The 17,897-nt window shown below is 72.3% G+C and carries 14 protein-coding genes; 13 read left to right on the forward strand and 1 reads right to left on the reverse strand.

All coding sequences use genetic code 11. From position 1 onward, the window contains the following. The first annotated feature begins 83 nt into the window (after positions 1–83). The 13 genes from ACFVHB_RS11340 to ACFVHB_RS11400 all read left to right on the forward strand — a co-directional run bounded on the left by ACFVHB_RS11340 (position 84) and on the right by ACFVHB_RS11400 (position 14,599). Positions 84–1,649: a UDP-N-acetylmuramoyl-L-alanyl-D-glutamate--2,6-diaminopimelate ligase gene (locus tag ACFVHB_RS11340; protein WP_380318719.1), complete on the forward strand. Its 1,566-nt coding sequence runs from the start codon at positions 84–86 to the stop codon at positions 1,647–1,649. Further along, on the forward strand, positions 1,646–3,049 hold the full coding sequence (gene murF / locus ACFVHB_RS11345) for a UDP-N-acetylmuramoyl-tripeptide--D-alanyl-D-alanine ligase (RefSeq protein WP_380318722.1): 1,404 nt from the start codon (positions 1,646–1,648) through the stop codon (positions 3,047–3,049). Before ACFVHB_RS11340 ends, murF begins: the two co-directional genes overlap by 4 nt. Beyond that, a complete protein-coding gene (mraY, locus tag ACFVHB_RS11350; RefSeq protein ID WP_380318725.1) occupies positions 3,049–4,110 on the forward strand; it encodes a phospho-N-acetylmuramoyl-pentapeptide-transferase in 1,062 nt (353 codons plus the stop codon). Before murF ends, mraY begins: the two co-directional genes overlap by 1 nt. Continuing rightward, positions 4,107–5,540, forward strand: a complete 1,434-nt coding sequence (gene murD / locus ACFVHB_RS11355; protein WP_380318980.1) for a UDP-N-acetylmuramoyl-L-alanine--D-glutamate ligase — start codon at positions 4,107–4,109, stop codon at positions 5,538–5,540. The genes mraY and murD overlap by 4 nt, the downstream gene beginning before the upstream one ends. A 68-nt stretch (positions 5,541–5,608) precedes the next feature. Then, positions 5,609–6,982 (forward strand): putative lipid II flippase FtsW, encoded by a 1,374-nt coding sequence (gene ftsW / locus ACFVHB_RS11360; RefSeq protein WP_380318732.1) that lies wholly within the window; start codon positions 5,609–5,611, stop codon positions 6,980–6,982. Between the two features lie 6 nt (positions 6,983–6,988). Continuing rightward, positions 6,989–8,095 carry an undecaprenyldiphospho-muramoylpentapeptide beta-N-acetylglucosaminyltransferase gene (gene murG, locus ACFVHB_RS11365; RefSeq protein WP_380318735.1) on the forward strand — a complete coding sequence of 369 codons (1,107 nt, stop codon included), beginning with the start codon at positions 6,989–6,991 and terminating at the stop codon, positions 8,093–8,095. Next, positions 8,088–8,894 (forward strand): cell division protein FtsQ/DivIB, encoded by an 807-nt coding sequence (locus ACFVHB_RS11370; protein WP_380318738.1) that lies wholly within the window; start codon positions 8,088–8,090, stop codon positions 8,892–8,894. Before murG ends, ACFVHB_RS11370 begins: the two co-directional genes overlap by 8 nt. A gap of 364 nt (positions 8,895–9,258) precedes the next feature. Beyond that, positions 9,259–10,488 (forward strand): cell division protein FtsZ, encoded by a 1,230-nt coding sequence (ftsZ, locus tag ACFVHB_RS11375; protein ID WP_380318741.1) that lies wholly within the window; start codon positions 9,259–9,261, stop codon positions 10,486–10,488. Next, positions 10,485–11,219, forward strand: a complete 735-nt coding sequence (gene pgeF / locus ACFVHB_RS11380; protein WP_380318744.1) for a peptidoglycan editing factor PgeF — start codon at positions 10,485–10,487, stop codon at positions 11,217–11,219. The genes ftsZ and pgeF overlap by 4 nt, the downstream gene beginning before the upstream one ends. Continuing rightward, positions 11,216–12,004 (forward strand): YggS family pyridoxal phosphate-dependent enzyme, encoded by a 789-nt coding sequence (locus ACFVHB_RS11385; protein WP_380318747.1) that lies wholly within the window; start codon positions 11,216–11,218, stop codon positions 12,002–12,004. The genes pgeF and ACFVHB_RS11385 overlap by 4 nt, the downstream gene beginning before the upstream one ends. A 229-nt stretch (positions 12,005–12,233) precedes the next feature. After that, entirely contained in the window at positions 12,234–12,836 is a 603-nt protein-coding gene (locus ACFVHB_RS11390) for a cell division protein SepF (RefSeq protein WP_350544118.1), read from the forward strand. A 93-nt stretch (positions 12,837–12,929) separates the two neighbouring features. Beyond that, a complete protein-coding gene (locus ACFVHB_RS11395) occupies positions 12,930–13,211 on the forward strand; it encodes a YggT family protein (protein ID WP_360185738.1) in 282 nt (93 codons plus the stop codon). 59 nt (positions 13,212–13,270) lie between these two features. Next, the gene (locus tag ACFVHB_RS11400) at positions 13,271–14,599 is read left to right on the forward strand and encodes a DivIVA domain-containing protein (RefSeq protein ID WP_380318751.1); all 1,329 of its coding nucleotides are present in this window, start codon (positions 13,271–13,273) and stop codon (positions 14,597–14,599) included. Between the two features lie 150 nt (positions 14,600–14,749). Here the strand turns inward: ACFVHB_RS11400 and ileS are convergent, their stop codons facing one another. After that, on the reverse strand, positions 14,750–17,878 hold the full coding sequence (ileS, locus tag ACFVHB_RS11405; RefSeq protein WP_380318754.1) for an isoleucine--tRNA ligase: 3,129 nt from the start codon (positions 17,876–17,878) through the stop codon (positions 14,750–14,752). Between the last annotated feature and the right edge of the window lie 19 nt (positions 17,879–17,897).

The following is a 17,897-nucleotide window of genomic DNA, read 5'->3' on the forward strand; positions in this document are numbered from 1 at the left end:
GCAACGACCGGGCGGGTGCGGCCGCCGGAACCGGAACGGGCCGGTTTGGCTCTGGACGCCCTTCGGCGGATAGCCTCTCCGCCGTGCCGAAACCCGATCAAACCACCGTGAGTCCGCCCCGCCCCGCCCGGACGGGTGCCCGGCCGCTCGCCGAGATCGCCCGCCTGCTGGGCCTCGACCCCGTCGAGGGGCCCCAGGTCACCGGCGTCACCCACAACGCCCGCGAGGTCCGCCCCGGCGACCTGTACGTGGCGTTCCCGGGCGCCAACCACCACGGCGCGTCCTTCGCCGGCCAGGCCGCGGCGGCGGGCGCGGTGGCCCTGCTCACCGACCGGGCCGGAGCCGAGCTCGCGGCCGGCACCGGCCTGCCGGTGCTGGTGGTCGACCGCCCCCGGGCCCGGATGGGCGAGCTGGCCGCCGCGGTCTACGGCGCGCCCTCCGAGCGGCTGCTGATGCTCGGGCTGACCGGCACCAACGGCAAGACCACCACCTCCTACCTGGTCGAGGGCGGCCTGCGCGGCGCCGGGCGCAGCCCCGGCGTGATCGGCACCGTCGAGATGCGGGTCGGCGAGGAGCGGATCAAGAGCGAGCGCACCACCCCCGAGGCCACCGACCTGCACGCGATCCTGGCCGTGATGGCCGAGCACGGCGCGGACGCGGTGACCATGGAGGTCTCCAGCCACGCGCTGGTCTACGGCCGCACCGACGGCGTGGTCTACGACGTCGCGCTGTTCAACAACCTCACCCCCGAGCACCTCGACTTCCACCCGGACATGGAGGACTACTTCCAGGCCAAGGCCCGGCTCTTCCAGCCCGGCAAGTCGCGCGCGGGCGTGGCCAACCTGGACGACGCCTACGGCCGCCGGCTGGTCGCCGAGGCGAAGATCCCGGTCACCTCCTTCTCCGCCACCGGCGCGCCCGGGGCGGACTGGCGGGCCGTCGACGTCCAGCTCGGCCCGGTGGGCTCGACCTTCCGCGTCCTCGGCCCCGACGGCGCCGAGGCCGACGCGGCCGTCCCGCTGCCCGGCCCCTTCAACGTGGCCAACGCGCTGGCCGCGATCACCGTGCTGGTCACCGCCGGTCTGCCGCTGGAGCGGGCCGTCGCCGGGGTCGCCGCGGTGCCCGGCGTGCCCGGCCGCCTGGAGCGGGTGGACGCCGGCCAGCCGTACGTCGCGGTGGTCGACTACGCGCACAAGCCGGACGCGCTGGAGGCCGTGCTCGGCTCGCTGCGCGAGGTCACCAAGGGCCGGCTGCACGTGGTGGTCGGCTGCGGCGGCGACCGCGACCCGCACAAGCGCGGCCCGATGGGCGCCATCGCCGCCCGGCTCGCCGACACCGCCCTGCTGACCAGCGACAACCCGCGCAGCGAGGACCCGCTGGCGATCCTCGCCACCATGCTGACCGGCGCCGCCTCGGTGCCCGAGGCCGAGCGCGGCGCCGTCCTGGTCGTCCCCGACCGGGCGGAGGCGATCCACCTCGCGGTGGCCCGCGCCCAGGCCGGGGACACCGTGCTGGTGGCCGGCAAGGGCCACGAACTTGGCCAGTACGTACGAGACGAGATCCGCCCCTTCGACGACCGGGAGGTCCTGCGCGAAGCCATCGCGCGGACCACGGCCGCCCGGGGCACCGGAGTAGTGGAGCAGCCGTGATCGCACTGACCCTCGCCGAGGTGGCCGCAGCAGTCGGAGGCACCCTGGACGGCGCCGACCCCGGGACCAGGGTGACCGGCCCGGTCGAGGTCGACTCCCGCAAGGTGCGCCCCGGCTGCCTCTTCGCGGCCTTCGTCGGCGAGCACGTGGACGGCCACGACTACGCCGGTCAGGCGGTCGCGGCCGGCGCCGTCGCGGTGCTGGCCTCCCGCCCGGTCGGCGTGCCCGCCGTCCTGGTCGACAGCGTGGTGGACGCGCTCGGCAAGCTGGCCCGCGCCGTGGTCGCCCGCGCCGAGGCCACCACCGTGGTCGCGCTGACCGGCTCGGCCGGCAAGACCAGCACCAAGGACCTGATCGCCCAGCTGCTCCAGCGCCGCGGCGAGACGGTCTACCCGCCCGGCTCGCTCAACAACGAGATCGGCCACCCGATGACCGCGCTGCGGGTCGAGGCCGGCACCCGGCACCTGGTGATGGAGATGGGCGCCCGGCACAAGGGCGACATCGAGTACCTCACCTCGATCACCCCGCCCCGGATCGGCCTGGTGCTGAACGTCGGCACCGCGCACGTCGGCGAGTTCGGCTCCCAGGAGGCGATCGCCGAGGCCAAGGGCGAGCTGGTCGAGGCGCTGCCCGCGGACGGCGCCGCGATCCTCAACGCCGACGACCGGCTGGTGCGCGCCATGGCCGCCCGGACCAGGGCGAAGGTCGTCCTGTTCGGGGAGTCCCCGGACGCCCACGTCCGGGCACGGGATGTTCGCCTCGACTCCACCGGACGGCCATCGTTCACGCTGACCACCCCAGCCGGTTCCGCACCCGTGCACCTGCGCCTGTACGGTGAGCACCACGTCTCGAACGCCCTCGCCGCCGCCGCGGTGGCGGTGGAGCTCGGGATGTCCGTCGACGACACCGCCGAAGCACTCAGCGAGGCGGGTGCGCTGTCCCGCTGGCGCATGGAGGTCGTCGACCGGGCCGATGGTGTCACCGTCGTCAACGACGCCTACAACGCGAACCCCGATTCGATGCGGGCCGCGCTGCGGGCGCTGGTCTCGATGGGGGGCCGCGGCCCGGAGCGCCGCCGGACCTGGGCGGTGCTCGGCGAGATGCGGGAGCTCGGCGAGGACAGCCTGGCCGAGCACGACGCCATCGGGCGGCTCGCCGTCCGGCTGGACGTCACCAAGCTGGTGGCGGTCGGCGGACGCGAGGCGGCCTGCATGGAACTGGGCGCGAGGAACGAAGGTTCGTGGGGTGAGGAGTCGGTGCTGGTGTCCGACGCGGACGCGGCGGTCGAACTGCTGCGCAGTCAGCTTCGGCCGGGGGATGTGGTCCTGGTGAAGGCCTCCCGCTCGGTGGGGCTGGAGAAGGTTGCCGAGGCGCTGCTCGCGGACGGTGCGGCCGCCTGATGAAGCAGATCCTCTTCTCCGGCATGATCGGTCTGGTCCTGTCGCTGCTCGGCACGCCGGCCCTGATCAAGCTGCTCGCACGGCACGGCTACGGCCAGTACATCCGCGACGACGGCCCGAAGGCGCACCACAGCAAGAAGGGCACGCCCACCATGGGCGGCATCGCCTTCATCCTGGCGACGCTGATCGCCTACTTCGCCACCAAGGCGATAACGGGCGAGTCCCCGACCGTCTCGGGGCTGCTCGTGCTCTTCCTGACGGCCGGTCTGGGCCTGGTCGGCTTCCTGGACGACTACATCAAGGTCGTCAAGCGCCGCTCGCTCGGCCTGCGGGCCAAGGCGAAGCTGCTCGGCCAGTCCTTCGTCGCCCTCGCCTTCGCGGCCCTGGCGATGCAGTTCAGCGACGACCGCGGACTCACCCCGGCCTCCCAGCACCTCTCCTTCGTCCGGGACTTCGGCTGGTCCATCGGCCCGGTCCTGTTCGTCATCTTCGCGTACTTCATGATCGCCGCGATGTCGAACGGCGTGAACCTGACCGACGGCCTGGACGGCCTCGCCACCGGTGCCTCGGTGATGGTCTTCGGCGCCTACACCTTCATCGGCCTCTGGGAGTACACCCAGAGCTGCGCGTACGCCATCACCGCCACCGCCCAGTGCTACGACGTCCGCGACCCGCTGGACCTCGCCGTGGTCGCCTCGGCCCTGATGGGCTCCTGCTTCGGCTTCCTGTGGTGGAACACCTCGCCCGCCAAGATCTTCATGGGGGACACCGGCTCGCTCGCCCTCGGCGGCGCCCTGGCCGGCCTGGCGATCTGCTCCCGCACCGAGCTGCTGGTCGCGGTGCTCGGCGGCCTCTTCGTGATCATCACCCTCTCGGTGATCATCCAGGTCGGCTCCTTCCGGATGACCGGCAAGCGCGTCTTCAAGATGGCCCCGCTGCAGCACCACTTCGAACTCAAGGGCTGGACCGAGGTCCTGATCGTGGTCCGGTTCTGGATCATCCAGGGCCTCTGCGTCGCCGTCGGCCTCGGCCTCTTCTACGCGGGATGGGTGACCGGATGACCGCCCCCGACTTCGCGGACCTGCCCGTCGTCGTCGCCGGCCTCGGCGTCTCCGGCATCAGCGCCGCCCGCGTCCTGCACGGCCTCGGCGCCCGCGTCACCGTCGTGGACGGCGGCGCCGGCGAGGGACTGAAGGCCCGCGCCGCCGAGCTGGAGGCCCAGGGCGTCACCGTCCGCCTCGGCGACGGCGACAGCCTGCCCGAGGGCACCCGGCTGATCGTCACCTCGCCCGGCTGGCCGCCCAGCAGCCCGCTGTTCGCCGCCGCCGACGCGGCCGGCGTCGAGGTCTGGGGCGACGTCGAACTCGCCTGGCGCCTGCGCCGGCCGCACCCCGCCACCGGCGAGCCCGCCCCCTGGCTGGCCGTCACCGGCACCAACGGCAAGACCACCACCGTCCAGATGCTCGCCTCGATCCTCACCGCCGCCGGCAAGCGCACCGCCGCCGTCGGCAACGTCGGGGTCTCGGTGCTGGACGCCGTGCTCGCCGAGGAGCCGTACGACGTGCTCGCCGTCGAGCTCTCCAGCTACCAGCTGCACTGGGCGCCCTCGCTGCGCCCGTACTCGGCGGCCGTGCTCAACCTGGCGCCGGACCACCTGGACTGGCACGGCTCGATGGAGGCGTACGCCGCCGACAAGGGCCGGATCTACGAGGGCAACGTCGTCGCCTGCGTGTACAACCTGGCCGACCCGGCCACCGAGGCGCTGGTCCGCGAGGCCGACGTCGAGGAGGGCTGCCGGGCGATCGGTTTCGGCCTCGGCTCGCCCGGCCCGTCGAACTTCGGCGTGGTCGACGGCCTGCTGGTGGACCGCGCCTTCGTCCCGGACCGGACCGAGAACGCCGCCGAGCTGGGCTCGGTGGAGGACGTGAACCCGCCGGCGCCGCACAACATCGCCAACGCGCTCGCCGCCGCCGCCCTCGCCCGGGCCTACGGGGTCGACGCCAAGGCCGTCCGCGAGGGCCTGCGGGCCTTCCGTCCGGACGCCCACCGGATCGCCGAGGTCGGGGTGGTCGACGGCGTCACGTACATCGACGACTCGAAGGCCACCAACACCCACGCCGCGGCGGCCTCGCTGGCCGCCTACCGGCCGATCGTCTGGATCGCCGGCGGCCTGGCCAAGGGCGCCACCTTCGACGACCTGGTCCAGGGCGCGGCCGAGCGGCTGCGCGCCGCGGTGCTGATCGGCGAGGACCGCGGGCTGATCCGGGAGGCGCTGGCGCGACACGCGCCGGATGTCCCGGTGATCGAGGCGGCCGAGGGCCAGACTGGCGCGGTGGCGATGACCGAGGTGGTCCGCACGGCCGCGTCACTCGCCCAATCGGGTGACACCGTGCTGCTGGCCCCGGCCTGCGCCTCGATGGACATGTTCACCAACTACGGCGAGCGCGGCGACCTCTTCGCGGCGGCGGTCCGGGAGCTGGCAGACCGCTGACGGCCCGCTGACGGCGAGCGAGCCCCGACCCGGGCGAGCGGGCCCTGGCAAACGAGGGAGAACAGAGGGTGGCGGGGCAGGGCAGGGCGGGCGGTTCCGGTGCGCCGGAGAAGGCGCCCGCCGATCCGTGGCGGGTGATCTCGGCCACCACGACCGCCTACAAGTCGGCCGGCCCGGTGGCCCGCGTACAGGCCTTCCGGGCCCGCCTGCGGTACACCCTGGACCGGCCGCTCACGCCCTACCTGCTGATCATCGGCGCGACGCTGCTGCTGGTGGTGCTCGGCCTGCTGATGGTCTTCTCCGCCTCGCAGATCCTCGCCCTGGGCCAGCACCGCTCGGCGCAGTTCTACTTCCTCAAACAGCTGGTCGCGGCGATGCTCGGCCTCGTCCTGCTGATCTGCTTCGCGGCCGTCCCGGTCGCGGTGCTGCGGGTGATCGTCTACCCGGTGATGTTCGGGGTGATCGGCGCGCTCGCGCTGGTCGCGATCCCGGGCGTCGGGGTGGAGGTCAACGGCAACCGGAATTGGCTGGATCTGGGCTTCTTCCAGTTCCAGCCGTCGGAGTTCGCCAAGCTCGCCCTGGTGCTCTGGGGCGCCGACCTGCTCGCCCGGAAACAGCGGAACGGCACCCTGGACCAGTGGAAACACCTGCTGGTCCCGCTGGTGCCCGGGGCGCTGCTGCTGCTGGCGATGATCATGCTCGGCGGTGACATGGGCACCTCGATGATCCTGGTGGCCATGCTGTTCGGCCTGCTCTGGATGGTCGGCGCGCCGCTGCGGCTGTTCGTGGCCACCGTCGGCGTCGCCGTCGTGGTCTGCACCGCGCTGGTGGTGACCGTCCCGCACCGGGCCGAACGGCTCTCCTGCATCGGCGTCACCAAGCTCGACCCGGCCGGCGCCTGCTTCCAGGCCCTGCACGGCGTCTACTCGTTCGGACTCGGCGGTCTGTTCGGTTCCGGCCTCGGCGCGGGCGTCGAGAAATGGGGCCAGCTCCCGGAGGCGCACACCGACTTCATCTTCGCCGCGACCGGCGAGGAACTGGGCCTGGTGGGGACGCTGTCGGTGATCGGTCTCTTCGCGGCACTAGGCTACGCGGGTATCCGTGTGGCCATCGGTACGAAGGATCCCTTCGTCAGGTACGCCGCGGGAGCCGCCACCACCTGGATCATGGCGCAGGCCGTGATCAACCTGGGGTCGGCGCTGGGACTGCTGCCCATCGCGGGCGTCCCGCTCCCGCTGTTCTCCTACGGCGGTTCCGCCATGCTGTCGGCCATGTCCGCGATCGGGGTGCTGCTCTGCCTGGCACGCAGCTCCTCCGGCGCGAAGGCGGCCCTGGCCGCCCGGAGCAAGAACTCCCGGATCAGGAGACGACTGGCCCGGGTGCTGCCACGACGACGAACCACAGCGCGCCCGGCCCCGGTGCCGACGCGCAGGGAGCGGTGAATTTCGGTGCATGTCGTACTCGCCGGCGGGGGGACCGCCGGTCACATCGAGCCGGCCCTCGCCCTCGCGGACGCCCTCCGCAGGCACGACCCGTCCATCGGGATCACCGCCCTGGGCACCGAGCGCGGCCTGGAGACCCGGCTGGTACCCGAGCGCGGCTACCAGCTGGAGCTGATCCCGGCCGTCCCGCTGCCCCGCAAGCCCACGCCCGAGCTGATCACCGTCCCGGGCCGGCTGCGCGGCACCGTCCGGGCCGCCCAGGAGATCATCGAGCGGGTCAACGCCGACGTCGTGGTCGGCTTCGGCGGCTACGTCGCGATGCCGGCCTACCTGGCCGCCAAGCGGGCCGGCGTGCCGATCGTGGTGCACGAGGCCAACGCGCGCCCCGGCCTGGCCAACAAGATCGGCGCCCGGTACAGCGACTTCGTCGCCGTCTCCACGCCGGACAGCAAGCTGCGCGACTCCCGGTACATCGGCATCCCGCTGCGCCGGACCATCGCCACCCTGGACCGCAACGCGGCCCGCCCGGAGGCCCGGCAGTACTTCGGCCTCGACCAGCGGCTGCCCACCCTGCTGGTCTCCGGCGGCTCGCAGGGCGCCCGCCGCCTCAACGAGACCATCACCGCGATCGCGCCGCGGCTGCAGCAGTACGGCGTGCAGATCCTGCACGCGGTCGGCCCGAAGAACGAGCTGCCGCAGGTGGACGACGTCCCCGGGATGCCGCCGTACCGCCCGGTGCCGTACGTGGACCGGATGGACCTCGCGTACGCCGCCGCGGACCTGATGCTCTGCCGGGCCGGTGCCATGACGGTGGCCGAGCTGGCCGCCGTCGGCCTGCCCGCCGCCTTCGTCCCGCTGCCGATCGGCAACGGCGAGCAGCGGCTGAACGCCCAGCCGATGGTCAAGGCCGGCGGCGGCCTGCTGGTCGACGACGCCGAGCTGACCCCGGACTGGGTGCTGCAGAACGTGCTGCCGGTGCTCACCGACCCGCAGAGGCTCTGGGACATGAGCCGCGCGGCCGCCGAGTTCGGCCGCCGGGACGCCGACGAACTGCTGGTCGGCATGGTGTACGAGGCGATCGAGGCCGCCCGGGGTGGTCGCCGCCGTGGCTGACGGCCGGCTCGCCGACCCTCCCCCGGCCTCCGGCCGGGGGTACCCGCGGGAAGAGCTGGAGTTCGGGGACGAGGAGCACGCTCCCCGGCTCCGGCTCTCCCGGCGGGGCATCGTGGTGCTGGGCGCGCTCGGCGCCACGGTGCTCGGCGCGCTGGCCTGGCTGGTTTTCTACTCCTCCGTGCTGGACGTGCGCAGCGTCGCGGTGCAGGGGGTCGCGGACGACAAGGTGACGGCCGACCAGGTCCGCACGGCGATCGGCGAGCTCGGTGACGGCCCGCTGGCGCGGGTGGACCTGGCCGACGTCACCCGCCGGGTCGAGGCGATCCCGCGGGTGGCCGGGGCCGAGGTCTGGCGCGGCTGGCCGCACACGCTGCAGGTGAAGATCACCCAGCGGCAGGCGGTGGCCGCGGTCAAGGGGGAGGACGGCCGGTTCACCCAGGTCGACGCGGGCGGCGTGAGCTTCGCCACCGAGGCGGCCGCCCCCGAGGGGGTGCCGGTGGTGGAGCTGCGGCTCGGCCAGCCGGCCCGGGACGCGGACTCGGTGATCACCCGGGCGCAGTTGGTGCAGGGGGCGGTGGCGGTGGCCGCCGGGCTGCCCGCGGAAGTCCGGCAGCGGGCCGGGGCGGTGCTGGTGCACTCCTACGACGACATCCAGCTGCAGCTCGGCGGGGGTGCGACGGTCCGCTGGGGGAGTCCGGAGCAGATCGATCGAAAGGCCCGGGTCCTGGTGGCGCTGCTGCATCAGAAGGGTACGAACTTCGACGTGAGTGCGCCGGAGGCGCCGGCGGTGTCCGGATGATCCGGTAGGTTCTTTGTGTGGGGAAGGGGTTGACGCCTATCGGCGGCGGCCCGAACCTTGGTGGTCACCCCGGTTTCACCGGCCGGTTGATGATCACATAGGCTCAAAAGAAAAAGGGAAGCTCGGCGTGTTCGTTGAAACACGTGCCCGGGGCCACCTAGTGTCCTGTGTCACCAGACTGTGTCCCCTGGTGATGTGACGGGGGCACAGGACTAACCCTAAAGGTCAAGTTTAGGGTTGGGGTCGGCGGTCGGCATTTCGGACATTCAGTCAGAAACCAGGCTCCCTACCCATCGACATCCGTCGGTACGGCACCTCACCGGGAGCCGGCCGACCCGGAAATTCGAGGCGAGAGGCCTTCGACGTGGCAGCACCGCAGAACTACCTCGCAGTCATCAAGGTCGTCGGTATCGGCGGCGGTGGTGTCAACGCCATCAACCGGATGATCGAGGTCGGTCTCAAGGGCGTCGAGTTCATCGCGATCAACACCGATGCGCAGGCCCTCCTGATGAGCGACGCCGACGTCAAGCTCGATGTGGGCCGTGAACTCACCCGGGGCCTCGGCGCCGGCGCCAACCCCGAGGTCGGCCGGAAGGCCGCCGAGGACCACCGCGAGGAGATCGAGGAGGTCCTCAAGGGGGCCGACATGGTCTTCGTGACCGCGGGCGAGGGTGGTGGCACGGGCACGGGCGGCGCGCCCGTGGTGGCCAACATCGCCCGCTCGCTCGGCGCGCTGACCATCGGCGTGGTCACCCGGCCCTTCACCTTCGAGGGCCGTCGCCGGGCCAACCAGGCCGAGGACGGCATCGCCGGCCTGCGCGAAGAGGTCGACACCCTCATCGTCATCCCGAACGACCGGCTGCTGTCCATCTCGGACCGCCAGGTCAGTGTGCTGGACGCGTTCCGCTCCGCCGACCAGGTGCTGCTCTCCGGTGTCCAGGGCATCACCGACCTGATCACCACCCCGGGTCTGATCAACCTCGACTTCGCCGACGTCAAGTCGGTCATGTCGGACGCCGGCTCGGCGCTCATGGGCATCGGCTCCGCCCGCGGCGAGGACCGCGCGAAGGCGGCCGCCGTGATGGCGATCTCCTCGCCGCTGCTGGAGGCCTCGATCGACGGCGCCCGCGGCGTCCTGCTCTCCATCTCCGGCGGCTCCGACCTCGGCCTGTTCGAGATCAACGAGTCGGCCCAGCTGGTCAGCGAGGCCGCGCACCCCGAGGCCAACATCATCTTCGGTGCGGTCATCGACGACGCGCTCGGCGACGAGGTCCGGGTCACCGTGATCGCGGCCGGCTTCGACGGCGGCCAGCCGCCCGCCATCGTCCGCGACCCGGTGGTCAAGGCCTCGCAGCAGACCCCGGCGGCCGGCACCCCGGCCGCGGCCCCCGAGCGCCCGGCGACCCGGCCGTCCTACGGGAGCATCGGCTCGGTGACCGCCCGCCCGGAGGCCGAGACCCCGGCCCCGGCGCGTCCGGCCGAGACCCCGGCCACCGCGACCGCCGCCCCGGTGCCGCCGCAGGTGCAGCCGGCCCGCCAGCCGTTCGTGGAGAGCCCCGCCGAGGAGCTCGACGTCCCGGACTTCCTTAAGTGATCGATCGCGTCGAACGCAACGGTGCTCACTTCGCCTTCACCACCCGGTGGGGCGGGGTGAGCACTTCGCCGTACGGGGAGCTGAACCTCGGCGGCGCGGTGGGGGACGATCCGGCCGCCGTCCGGGAGAACCGGGCGCTCGCCGCCCGTGAGCTCGGGCTGGACCCGGCGGACGTGGTCTGGATGAACCAGGTGCACGGGGCCGACGTCGCGGTGGTGACGGAGCGCCAGCCGGCGGGGGAGGCCCCGACGGTCGACGCGCTGGTCACCGACCGGCCGCTGGCGCTGGCGGTGCTGACCGCCGACTGCACCCCGGTCCTGCTGGCCGACCCGGTGGCGGGCGTGGCCGGGGCGGCCCACGCGGGCCGGCCCGGGCTCGCGGCCGGCGTGGTGCCGGCGGTGGTCCGGGCGATGGTGGAGCTGGGCGCCGAGCCCGGGCGGATCACCGCCGCGATCGGGCCGGCCGTCTGCGGCCGCTGCTACGAGGTGCCGGCCGGACTGCGCGACGAGGTCGCCGGGCTGGTGCCGGCCACCCGCGCCGAGACCTCCTGGGGGACCCCGGCGCTGGACCTGCCGGAGGGAGTGGCGGCGCAACTGGCCGCTGCGGGAGTCACCGAGTTGGTGCGATCATCGGTCTGCACCCTCGAATCTTCCGATCACTACTCCTACCGCCGCGAGCAGCGCACGGGCCGGCTCGCGAGCTACGTCTGGTTGGGCTCTGAACTGTCATGACGAACGACATCTACGGACCGTTCCCGGGCGGGCGGGAATTCCTCGCCGCCCTGACGGAGGGCCAGCGGGCCCGGTACGAGGAACTCGGGACCAACCTCGAGGTCGTCGAGCGGCGGATCGCCGACGCCTGTGCGGCCGCCGGGCGGGCGCGCGAAGAGGTGAAGCTGGTCGTCGTCACCAAGACCTACCCGGCCGAGGACACCGCGCTGCTGGCCGGACTCGGCGTCACCGACGTCGCGGAGAACCGGGACCAGGACGCCGCCCCCAAGGCGGAGCAGTGCAGAAACCTTCCGCTGGACTGGCACTTCGTCGGCCAGCTGCAGACCAACAAGGTCCGCTCGGTCGTCCGGTACGCGAACCACGTGCACTCGGTGGACCGGCTGCGGCTGGTCGAGTCGCTCTCCGCGGCCGTGCTGAAGGCCGGGCGCCCCGAGCTGGGCTGCCTGGTGCAGGTCGCGCTGGACAAGGCGCACGGCGAGGGCGAGGGACGGGCCGGGGTCGCCCCGGACGACGTCGAGGCGCTGGCCGACGCGATCGCCGGTGCGCCCGGCCTCCGGCTGGACGGCGTGATGACCGTCGCCCCGCTGGCCGGACCGCTCGCCGGCGACCCGGCCCGTGCGTTCGGGCGGCTGGCGGAAATCGCAACCGCCGTACGGGCGGCCCATCCTGCTGCCACCATGGTTTCCGCAGGGATGAGTGGTGACCTCGAACAGGCCGTTGCCGCCGGGGCGACACATGTGCGCGTCGGAACGGCGGTACTCGGAGTGCGGTCACCCCTCGGGTAACGTCACCGGGTAGTAGATCAGACTGCAGGACAAAATAGGACAGAAGCTAGCAGCTGTACCGGGCGCTAGCCAACCGTGGATCGCAGCTCCGCGGGTCCCCACCCGAACTTCTGACCGGCCGTCGGCCTGGCGGATCGTCATGGGCGGACCGCGGAATCCGCAGGCGGGGCCCCAGCGGCCCGGCCGCCGGTGAAGGAGCCGGTCCACCACTAGCGGAGGAGACAGGAGCATGGCCGGCGCGATGCGCAAGATGGCGGTCTACCTCGGCCTCGTGGAGGACGAGACGTACGACGGCCAGGGGTACGACCCCGACGACGACTACGACGCGGACCCGGAGCCGATCCGTACCGGGCGGACCGAGGACATCCCCCGGCCGGCCGCGCCGGCGCCCGCCCCGGTCTCCTCGATCACCCCGCAGCCGGTGCCGGCCGCGGTGCCGATCCGGCAGGAGACCCCGAGGATGGCCCCAGTGTCGTCCATCACACCCGAACGCCGCCACAACCTGGAGAAGAGCGCCCCGGTGATCATGCCCAAGGTAGTGAACGAACGAGAGCCCTACCGCATCACCACTCTGCACCCCCGGACCTACAACGAGGCCCGTACCATCGGGGAACAGTTCCGCGGCGGGACGCCGGTGATCATGAATCTGACCGAGATGGACGACACCGATGCCAAGCGCCTCGTAGACTTCGCCGCTGGACTCGTCTTCGGTCTGCACGGCAGTATCGAGCGCGTGACGCAGAAGGTGTTCCTGCTGTCGCCTGCTAACGTCGATGTCACGGCGGAGGACAAGGCTCGGATCGCCGAGGGTGGGTTCTTCAACCAGAGCTGACCCGGCCACGACTTTACGTGTGGATCTGATCGACAGCGAGTTAGCGACAGGCGGCACGGCCCGAGGGCCGCGGACCGGGGAGAGGGAAGCGCGATGGAGATCGTGTGGGCGGTGCTCTATTACGCGCTGACCGTCTTCCTGGTGTTCCTGCTTGCGCGGCTGGTGATGGACTGGGTGTTCCAGTTCGCGCGTTCGTGGCGGCCCGGCAAGGCCATGGTCCTGGTCCTGGAGGCCACGTACACTGTCACGGATCCGCCGCTCAAGCTTCTTCGGCGGTTCATTCCGCCGTTGCGTCTCGGGGGCGTGGCGCTCGACCTGTCCTTCTTCGTACTGATGATCATTGTGTATGTCCTGATCTCGCTTGTGCGGCCCTAGTCGTAGGTGAGCGATGCGACAGGATGCCGGTGTGCCGACGATCACGTTGAGGTGAAGAGATGCCATTGACCCCCGAGGACGTTCGGAACAAGCAGTTCACGACCGTCCGCCTGCGCGAAGGCTATGACGAGGACGAGGTCGATGCCTTCCTCGACGAGGTCGAGGCGGAGCTGACCCGCCTTCTCCGCGAGAACGAGGACCTGCGTGCCAAGCTGGCCGCCGCGACCCGTGCCGCCGCGCAGAACCAGGCCAACATGCGCAAGGAGCCGCCGCAGGACGCGCGTCCCGGCGCCCCCGTGCCGGCCGCCATATCCGGCCCGCCGGTCCCCGGCCAGCAGCAGGGCCCCGGTCCGCAGCAGATGGGCGGCCCCGGTGGCCCGCAGCAGATGGGCGGCCCGCAGCAGCAGATGGGCAACCAGCCGCTCGGCCTGCCGTCCGGTGCCCCGCAGCTCCCCGCCGGCCAGGGCGGCCCGATGGGCGGCCCGCAGCAGCAGATGAACCAGACCATGGGCGGCCAGCAGCAGCTGGTCCAGCCGATGGGTGGTCAGATGCTCCAGCCGATGGGCGGCCCCGGCGGCCCGCAGGGCATGGGCAACCCGATGGGCCAGGGCATGGGCCAGCAGCAGATGCAGCAGATGGGTGGCCCGATGGGCGGCCCGCAGCAGCAGATGGGCGGTCCGCTCGGCGGCCCGATGCAGCAGCAGGGCCCCGGCGGCGACAGCGCGGCCCGCGTGCTGGCGCTCGCCCAGCAGACCGCCGACCAGGCGATCTCCGAGGCCCGCTCCGAGGCCAACAAGATCGTCGGCGAGGCCCGCAGCCGCGCCGAGGGCCTGGAGCGCGACGCCCGTGCCAAGGCCGACGCCCTGGAGCGGGACGCGCAGGAGAAGCACCGCGTCGCGATGGGCTCGCTGGAGTCCGCGCGCGCCACGCTGGAGCGCAAGGTCGAGGACCTGCGGGCGTTCGAGCGCGAGTACCGCACGCGCCTGAAGTCCTACCTGGAGACCCAGCTGCGCCAGCTGGAGTCGCAGGCGGACGACTCGCTCGCCCCGCCGCGCATCCCGGCCACCGCTTCGCTGCCGCCGGCCGCGTCGTCGATGGCTCCGGCCGGTGCGTCCACGATGAGCAGCGGTGCGCCGAGCTTCGGTGGCAACCAGCCGTCCTTCGGCGGGAACCAGCCGTCCTTCGGCGGGCAGAGCTCCTTCGGCGGGAACTCGGGTGCGCCGAGCTTCGGCGGGCAGTCCTCGGGCGGCAACTCCGGTGCGCCGCAGATGCAGCCGGCCGGGATGACGCAGCCGATGGCGGCCGTCCGGCCGCAGCCTCCGCAGCCGATGCAGCAGGCGCCGGCGCCGATGCGCGGGTTCCTGATCGACGAGGACGGCGACAACTAAGCGCGGTTCGCCGGAGCGCCCCCTTCTCGACCCTCCGGGGTCGGGGAGGGGGCGCTTCCGTTGTCGCACCCGCCCAGGGCCTGTCTTGGGGGAGGCCGGGGAACGACGAAGCCGCCGACGGTCGGTGACCGTCGGCGGCTTCGGGGCGGGTCAGGCCTTGCGGAGCTGGAAGGCGAGGCCGAGGTTCTCGTCGGAGAAGGTCTCGGACTCCCAGTCGGCGGCACCGGCGGCGAAGTCGGTGGCCAGGACCTCCTCGGCGACCAGCGGGCCGTGCTCGGCGATGGCCTCGGCGGTCTCCTCGGCGGTGGCGCGCCAGCGCAGGACGATCCGGTCGGCGACGTCCAGGCCGGAGTTCTTGCGGGCCTCCTGGATCTGGCGGATCGCGTCGCGGGCGATGCCCAGGCGCTTGAGCTCCGGGGTGATCGCCAGGTCGAGGGCGACGGTGGCGCCGGACTCGTTGGCGACGGCCCAGCCCTCGCGCGGGGTCTCGGTGATGACCACCTCGTCCGGGCTCAGCTCGATCCGCTCGCCGTTCAGCTCGACGCCGGTGGTGCCGCCGGCCCGCAGCTCGGCGGCGAGCGCGGCGGCGTCGGCGGCGGCGACCGCCTTGGCGACGTCCTGCACGCCCTTGCCGAAACGCTTGCCCAGCGCGCGGAAGTTGGCCTTGGCGGTGGTGTCGACCAGCGAGCCGCCGACCTCCGCCAGGGACTCCAGGGTGGAGACGTTGAGCTCCTCGGCGATCTGCGCGCGCAGGTCGGCGGGCAGCTCTTCCCAGCCCTGGGCGGCGATCAGCGCCCGGGACAGCGGCTGGCGGGTCTTCACGCCGGACTCGGCCCGGGTGGCCCGGCCCAGCTCGACCAGGCGGCGGACCAGCGCCATGTGCCGGGAGAGGTCGGCGTCGATCAGCGTCTCGTCGGCCTCCGGCCAGGCGGCCAGGTGGACCGAGGCCGGGGCGTCCGGGACGACCGGGACGACCAGGTCCTGCCAGACCCGCTCGGTGATGAACGGGGTGAGCGGGGCCATCAGGCGGGTCACCGTCTCCAGCGCCTCGTGCAGGGTGGCGAGCGCGGCGGCGTCGCCCTGCCAGAAGCGGCGGCGGCCGCGGCGGACGTACCAGTTGGAGAGGTCGTCGACGAAGCCGGAGAGCAGCTTGCCGGCGCGCTGGGTGTCGTACGCCTCGAAGGCCGCGTCGACGTCGCGGACCAGGGAGTTCAGCTCGGAGAGCACCCAGCGGTCCAGCTGCGGGCGGTCGGCCGGGGCCGGGTCGCCCGCGGAAGGGGCCCAGCCGGAGGTGCGGGCGTAGAGGGCCTGGAAGGCGACGGTGTTCCAGTAGGTGAGGAGGGTCTTGCGGACCACCTCCTGGATCGTGCCGTGGCCGACCCGGCGGGCCGACCAGGGCGAGCCGCCGGCCGCCATGAACCAGCGGACCGCGTCGGCGCCGTGCTGGTCCATCAGCGGGATCGGCTGCAGGATGTTGCCCAGGTGCTTGGACATCTTGCGGCCGTCCTCGGCCAGGATGTGGCCCAGGCACACGACGTTCTCGTAGCTGTTCTTGTCGAACACCAGGGTGCCGACGGCCATCAGCGTGTAGAACCAGCCGCGGGTCTGGTCGATCGCCTCGGAGATGAACTGCGCCGGGTAGCGCTTCTCGAACAGCTCCTTGTTCTTGTACGGGTAGCCGTACTGGGCGAAGGGCATCGAGCCCGAGTCGTACCAGGCGTCGATCACCTCGGGCACCCGGGTCGAGGTGCCGCCGCACTCGCGGCAGGCGAAGACGACCTCGTCGATGAACGGGCGGTGCGGGTCGAGGTCGCTCTGGTCGGTGCCGGTCAGCTCGGAGAGCTCGGCCAGGGAGCCGACGCAGGTGAGGTGACCCTCCTCGCAACGCCAGATCGGCAGCGGGGTGCCCCAGTAGCGGTTGCGGCTGAGCGCCCAGTCGATGTTGTTGTTCAGCCAGTCGCCGAAGCGGCCGTGCTTGACCGTCTCCGGGTACCAGTTGGTGGCCTCGTTCTCGCGGATCAGCGCGTCCTTGACGGCGGTGGTCCGGATGTACCAGGACGGCTGCGCGTAGTAGAGCAGCGCGGTGTGGCAGCGCCAGCAGTGCGGGTAGCTGTGCTCGTAGGGCACGTGGCGGAAGAGCAGGTCGCGGGCCTGGAGGTCCTTGACCAGGGCCTCGTCCGCCTTCTTGAAGAACTGGCCGCCGACCAGCGGGACGTCGGGGGCGAAGGTGCCGTCCGCGAGGACCGGGTTGACCACCGGCAGGCCGTACTTGCGGCAGGTCGCCAGGTCGTCGGCGCCGAAGGCCGGGGCCTGGTGGACGATGCCGGTGCCGTCCTCGGTGGTGACGTAGTCGGCGTTGAGGACGAAGTGCGCGTCCTCGATCTCGACCAGGTCGAACGGGCGGCGGTAGGCCCAGCGCTCCATCTCGGCACCGGTGAAGGACCGGCCGGTGGTCTCCCAGCCCTCGCCGAGCGCCTTGGCGACCAGCGGCTCGGCGACGACGAGCCGCTCCTTGCCGTCGGTGGCCTCCACGTAGGTGACCTCGGGGTGGACGGCGGCGGCGGTGTTGGAGACCAGCGTCCACGGCGTGGTCGTCCAGACCAGCAGCGCGGCCTCGCCGGCCAGCGGGCCGGAGGTCAGCGGGAAGCGCACGAACACCGAGGGGTCGACCACGGTCTCGTAGCCCTGGGCCAGCTCGTGGTCGGACAGGCCGGTGCCGCAGCGCGGGCACCAGGGGGCGACGCGGTGGTCCTGCACCAGCAGGCCCTTGTCGAAGATCTGCTGGAGCGACCACCAGACGGACTGGACGTAGGACGGGTCCATCGTCCGGTAGGCCTCGTCGAGGTCGACCCAGTACCCCATGCGGGTGGTCAGCTCGGCGAAGGCGTCAGTGTGGCGGGTCACCGACTCGCGGCACTTGGCGTTGAACTCGGCGATGCCGTACGCCTCGATGTCCTGCTTGCCGGAGAAGCCGAGCTCCTTCTCGACGGCCAGCTCGACCGGGAGGCCGTGACAGTCCCAGCCGGCCTTGCGGGCGACGTGGTAGCCCTTCATCGTCCGGTAGCGGGGGAAGACGTCCTTGAAGACGCGGGCCTCGATGTGGTGGGCGCCGGGCATCCCGTTGGCGGTCGGCGGGCCCTCGTAGAACACCCACTCGGGGCGGCCCTCGGACTGCTCCAGGCTGCGCTGGAAGACCTTGTTGTCCTGCCAGAAGGAGAGGATCTGGTGCTCCAGGGCAGGCAGATCCACCTGCGCGGGGACGGAGTTGTAGGTACTCATCGCGGCTGTCAAACCTCCG

The sequence above is a fragment of the Kitasatospora sp. NPDC127111 genome (assembly GCF_042677465.1).
Lineage (GTDB): Bacteria > Actinomycetota > Actinomycetes > Streptomycetales > Streptomycetaceae > Kitasatospora.

Excerpts from the sequence above, each read along its gene's own strand:
- murD (WP_380318980.1), top strand. The coding sequence starts at position 4,107 with ATGACCGCCCCCGACTTCGCGGACCTGCCCGTCGTCGTCGCCGGCCTC.
- ileS (WP_380318754.1), bottom strand. The coding sequence starts at position 17,878 with ATGAGTACCTACAACTCCGTCCCCGCGCAGGTGGATCTGCCTGCCCTG.
- ACFVHB_RS11400 (WP_380318751.1), top strand. The coding sequence starts at position 13,271 with ATGCCATTGACCCCCGAGGACGTTCGGAACAAGCAGTTCACGACCGTC.
- ACFVHB_RS11390 (WP_350544118.1), top strand. The coding sequence starts at position 12,234 with ATGGCCGGCGCGATGCGCAAGATGGCGGTCTACCTCGGCCTCGTGGAG.
- ACFVHB_RS11395 (WP_360185738.1), top strand. The coding sequence starts at position 12,930 with ATGGAGATCGTGTGGGCGGTGCTCTATTACGCGCTGACCGTCTTCCTG.
- ACFVHB_RS11385 (WP_380318747.1), top strand. The coding sequence starts at position 11,216 with ATGACGAACGACATCTACGGACCGTTCCCGGGCGGGCGGGAATTCCTC.
- mraY (WP_380318725.1), top strand. The coding sequence starts at position 3,049 with ATGAAGCAGATCCTCTTCTCCGGCATGATCGGTCTGGTCCTGTCGCTG.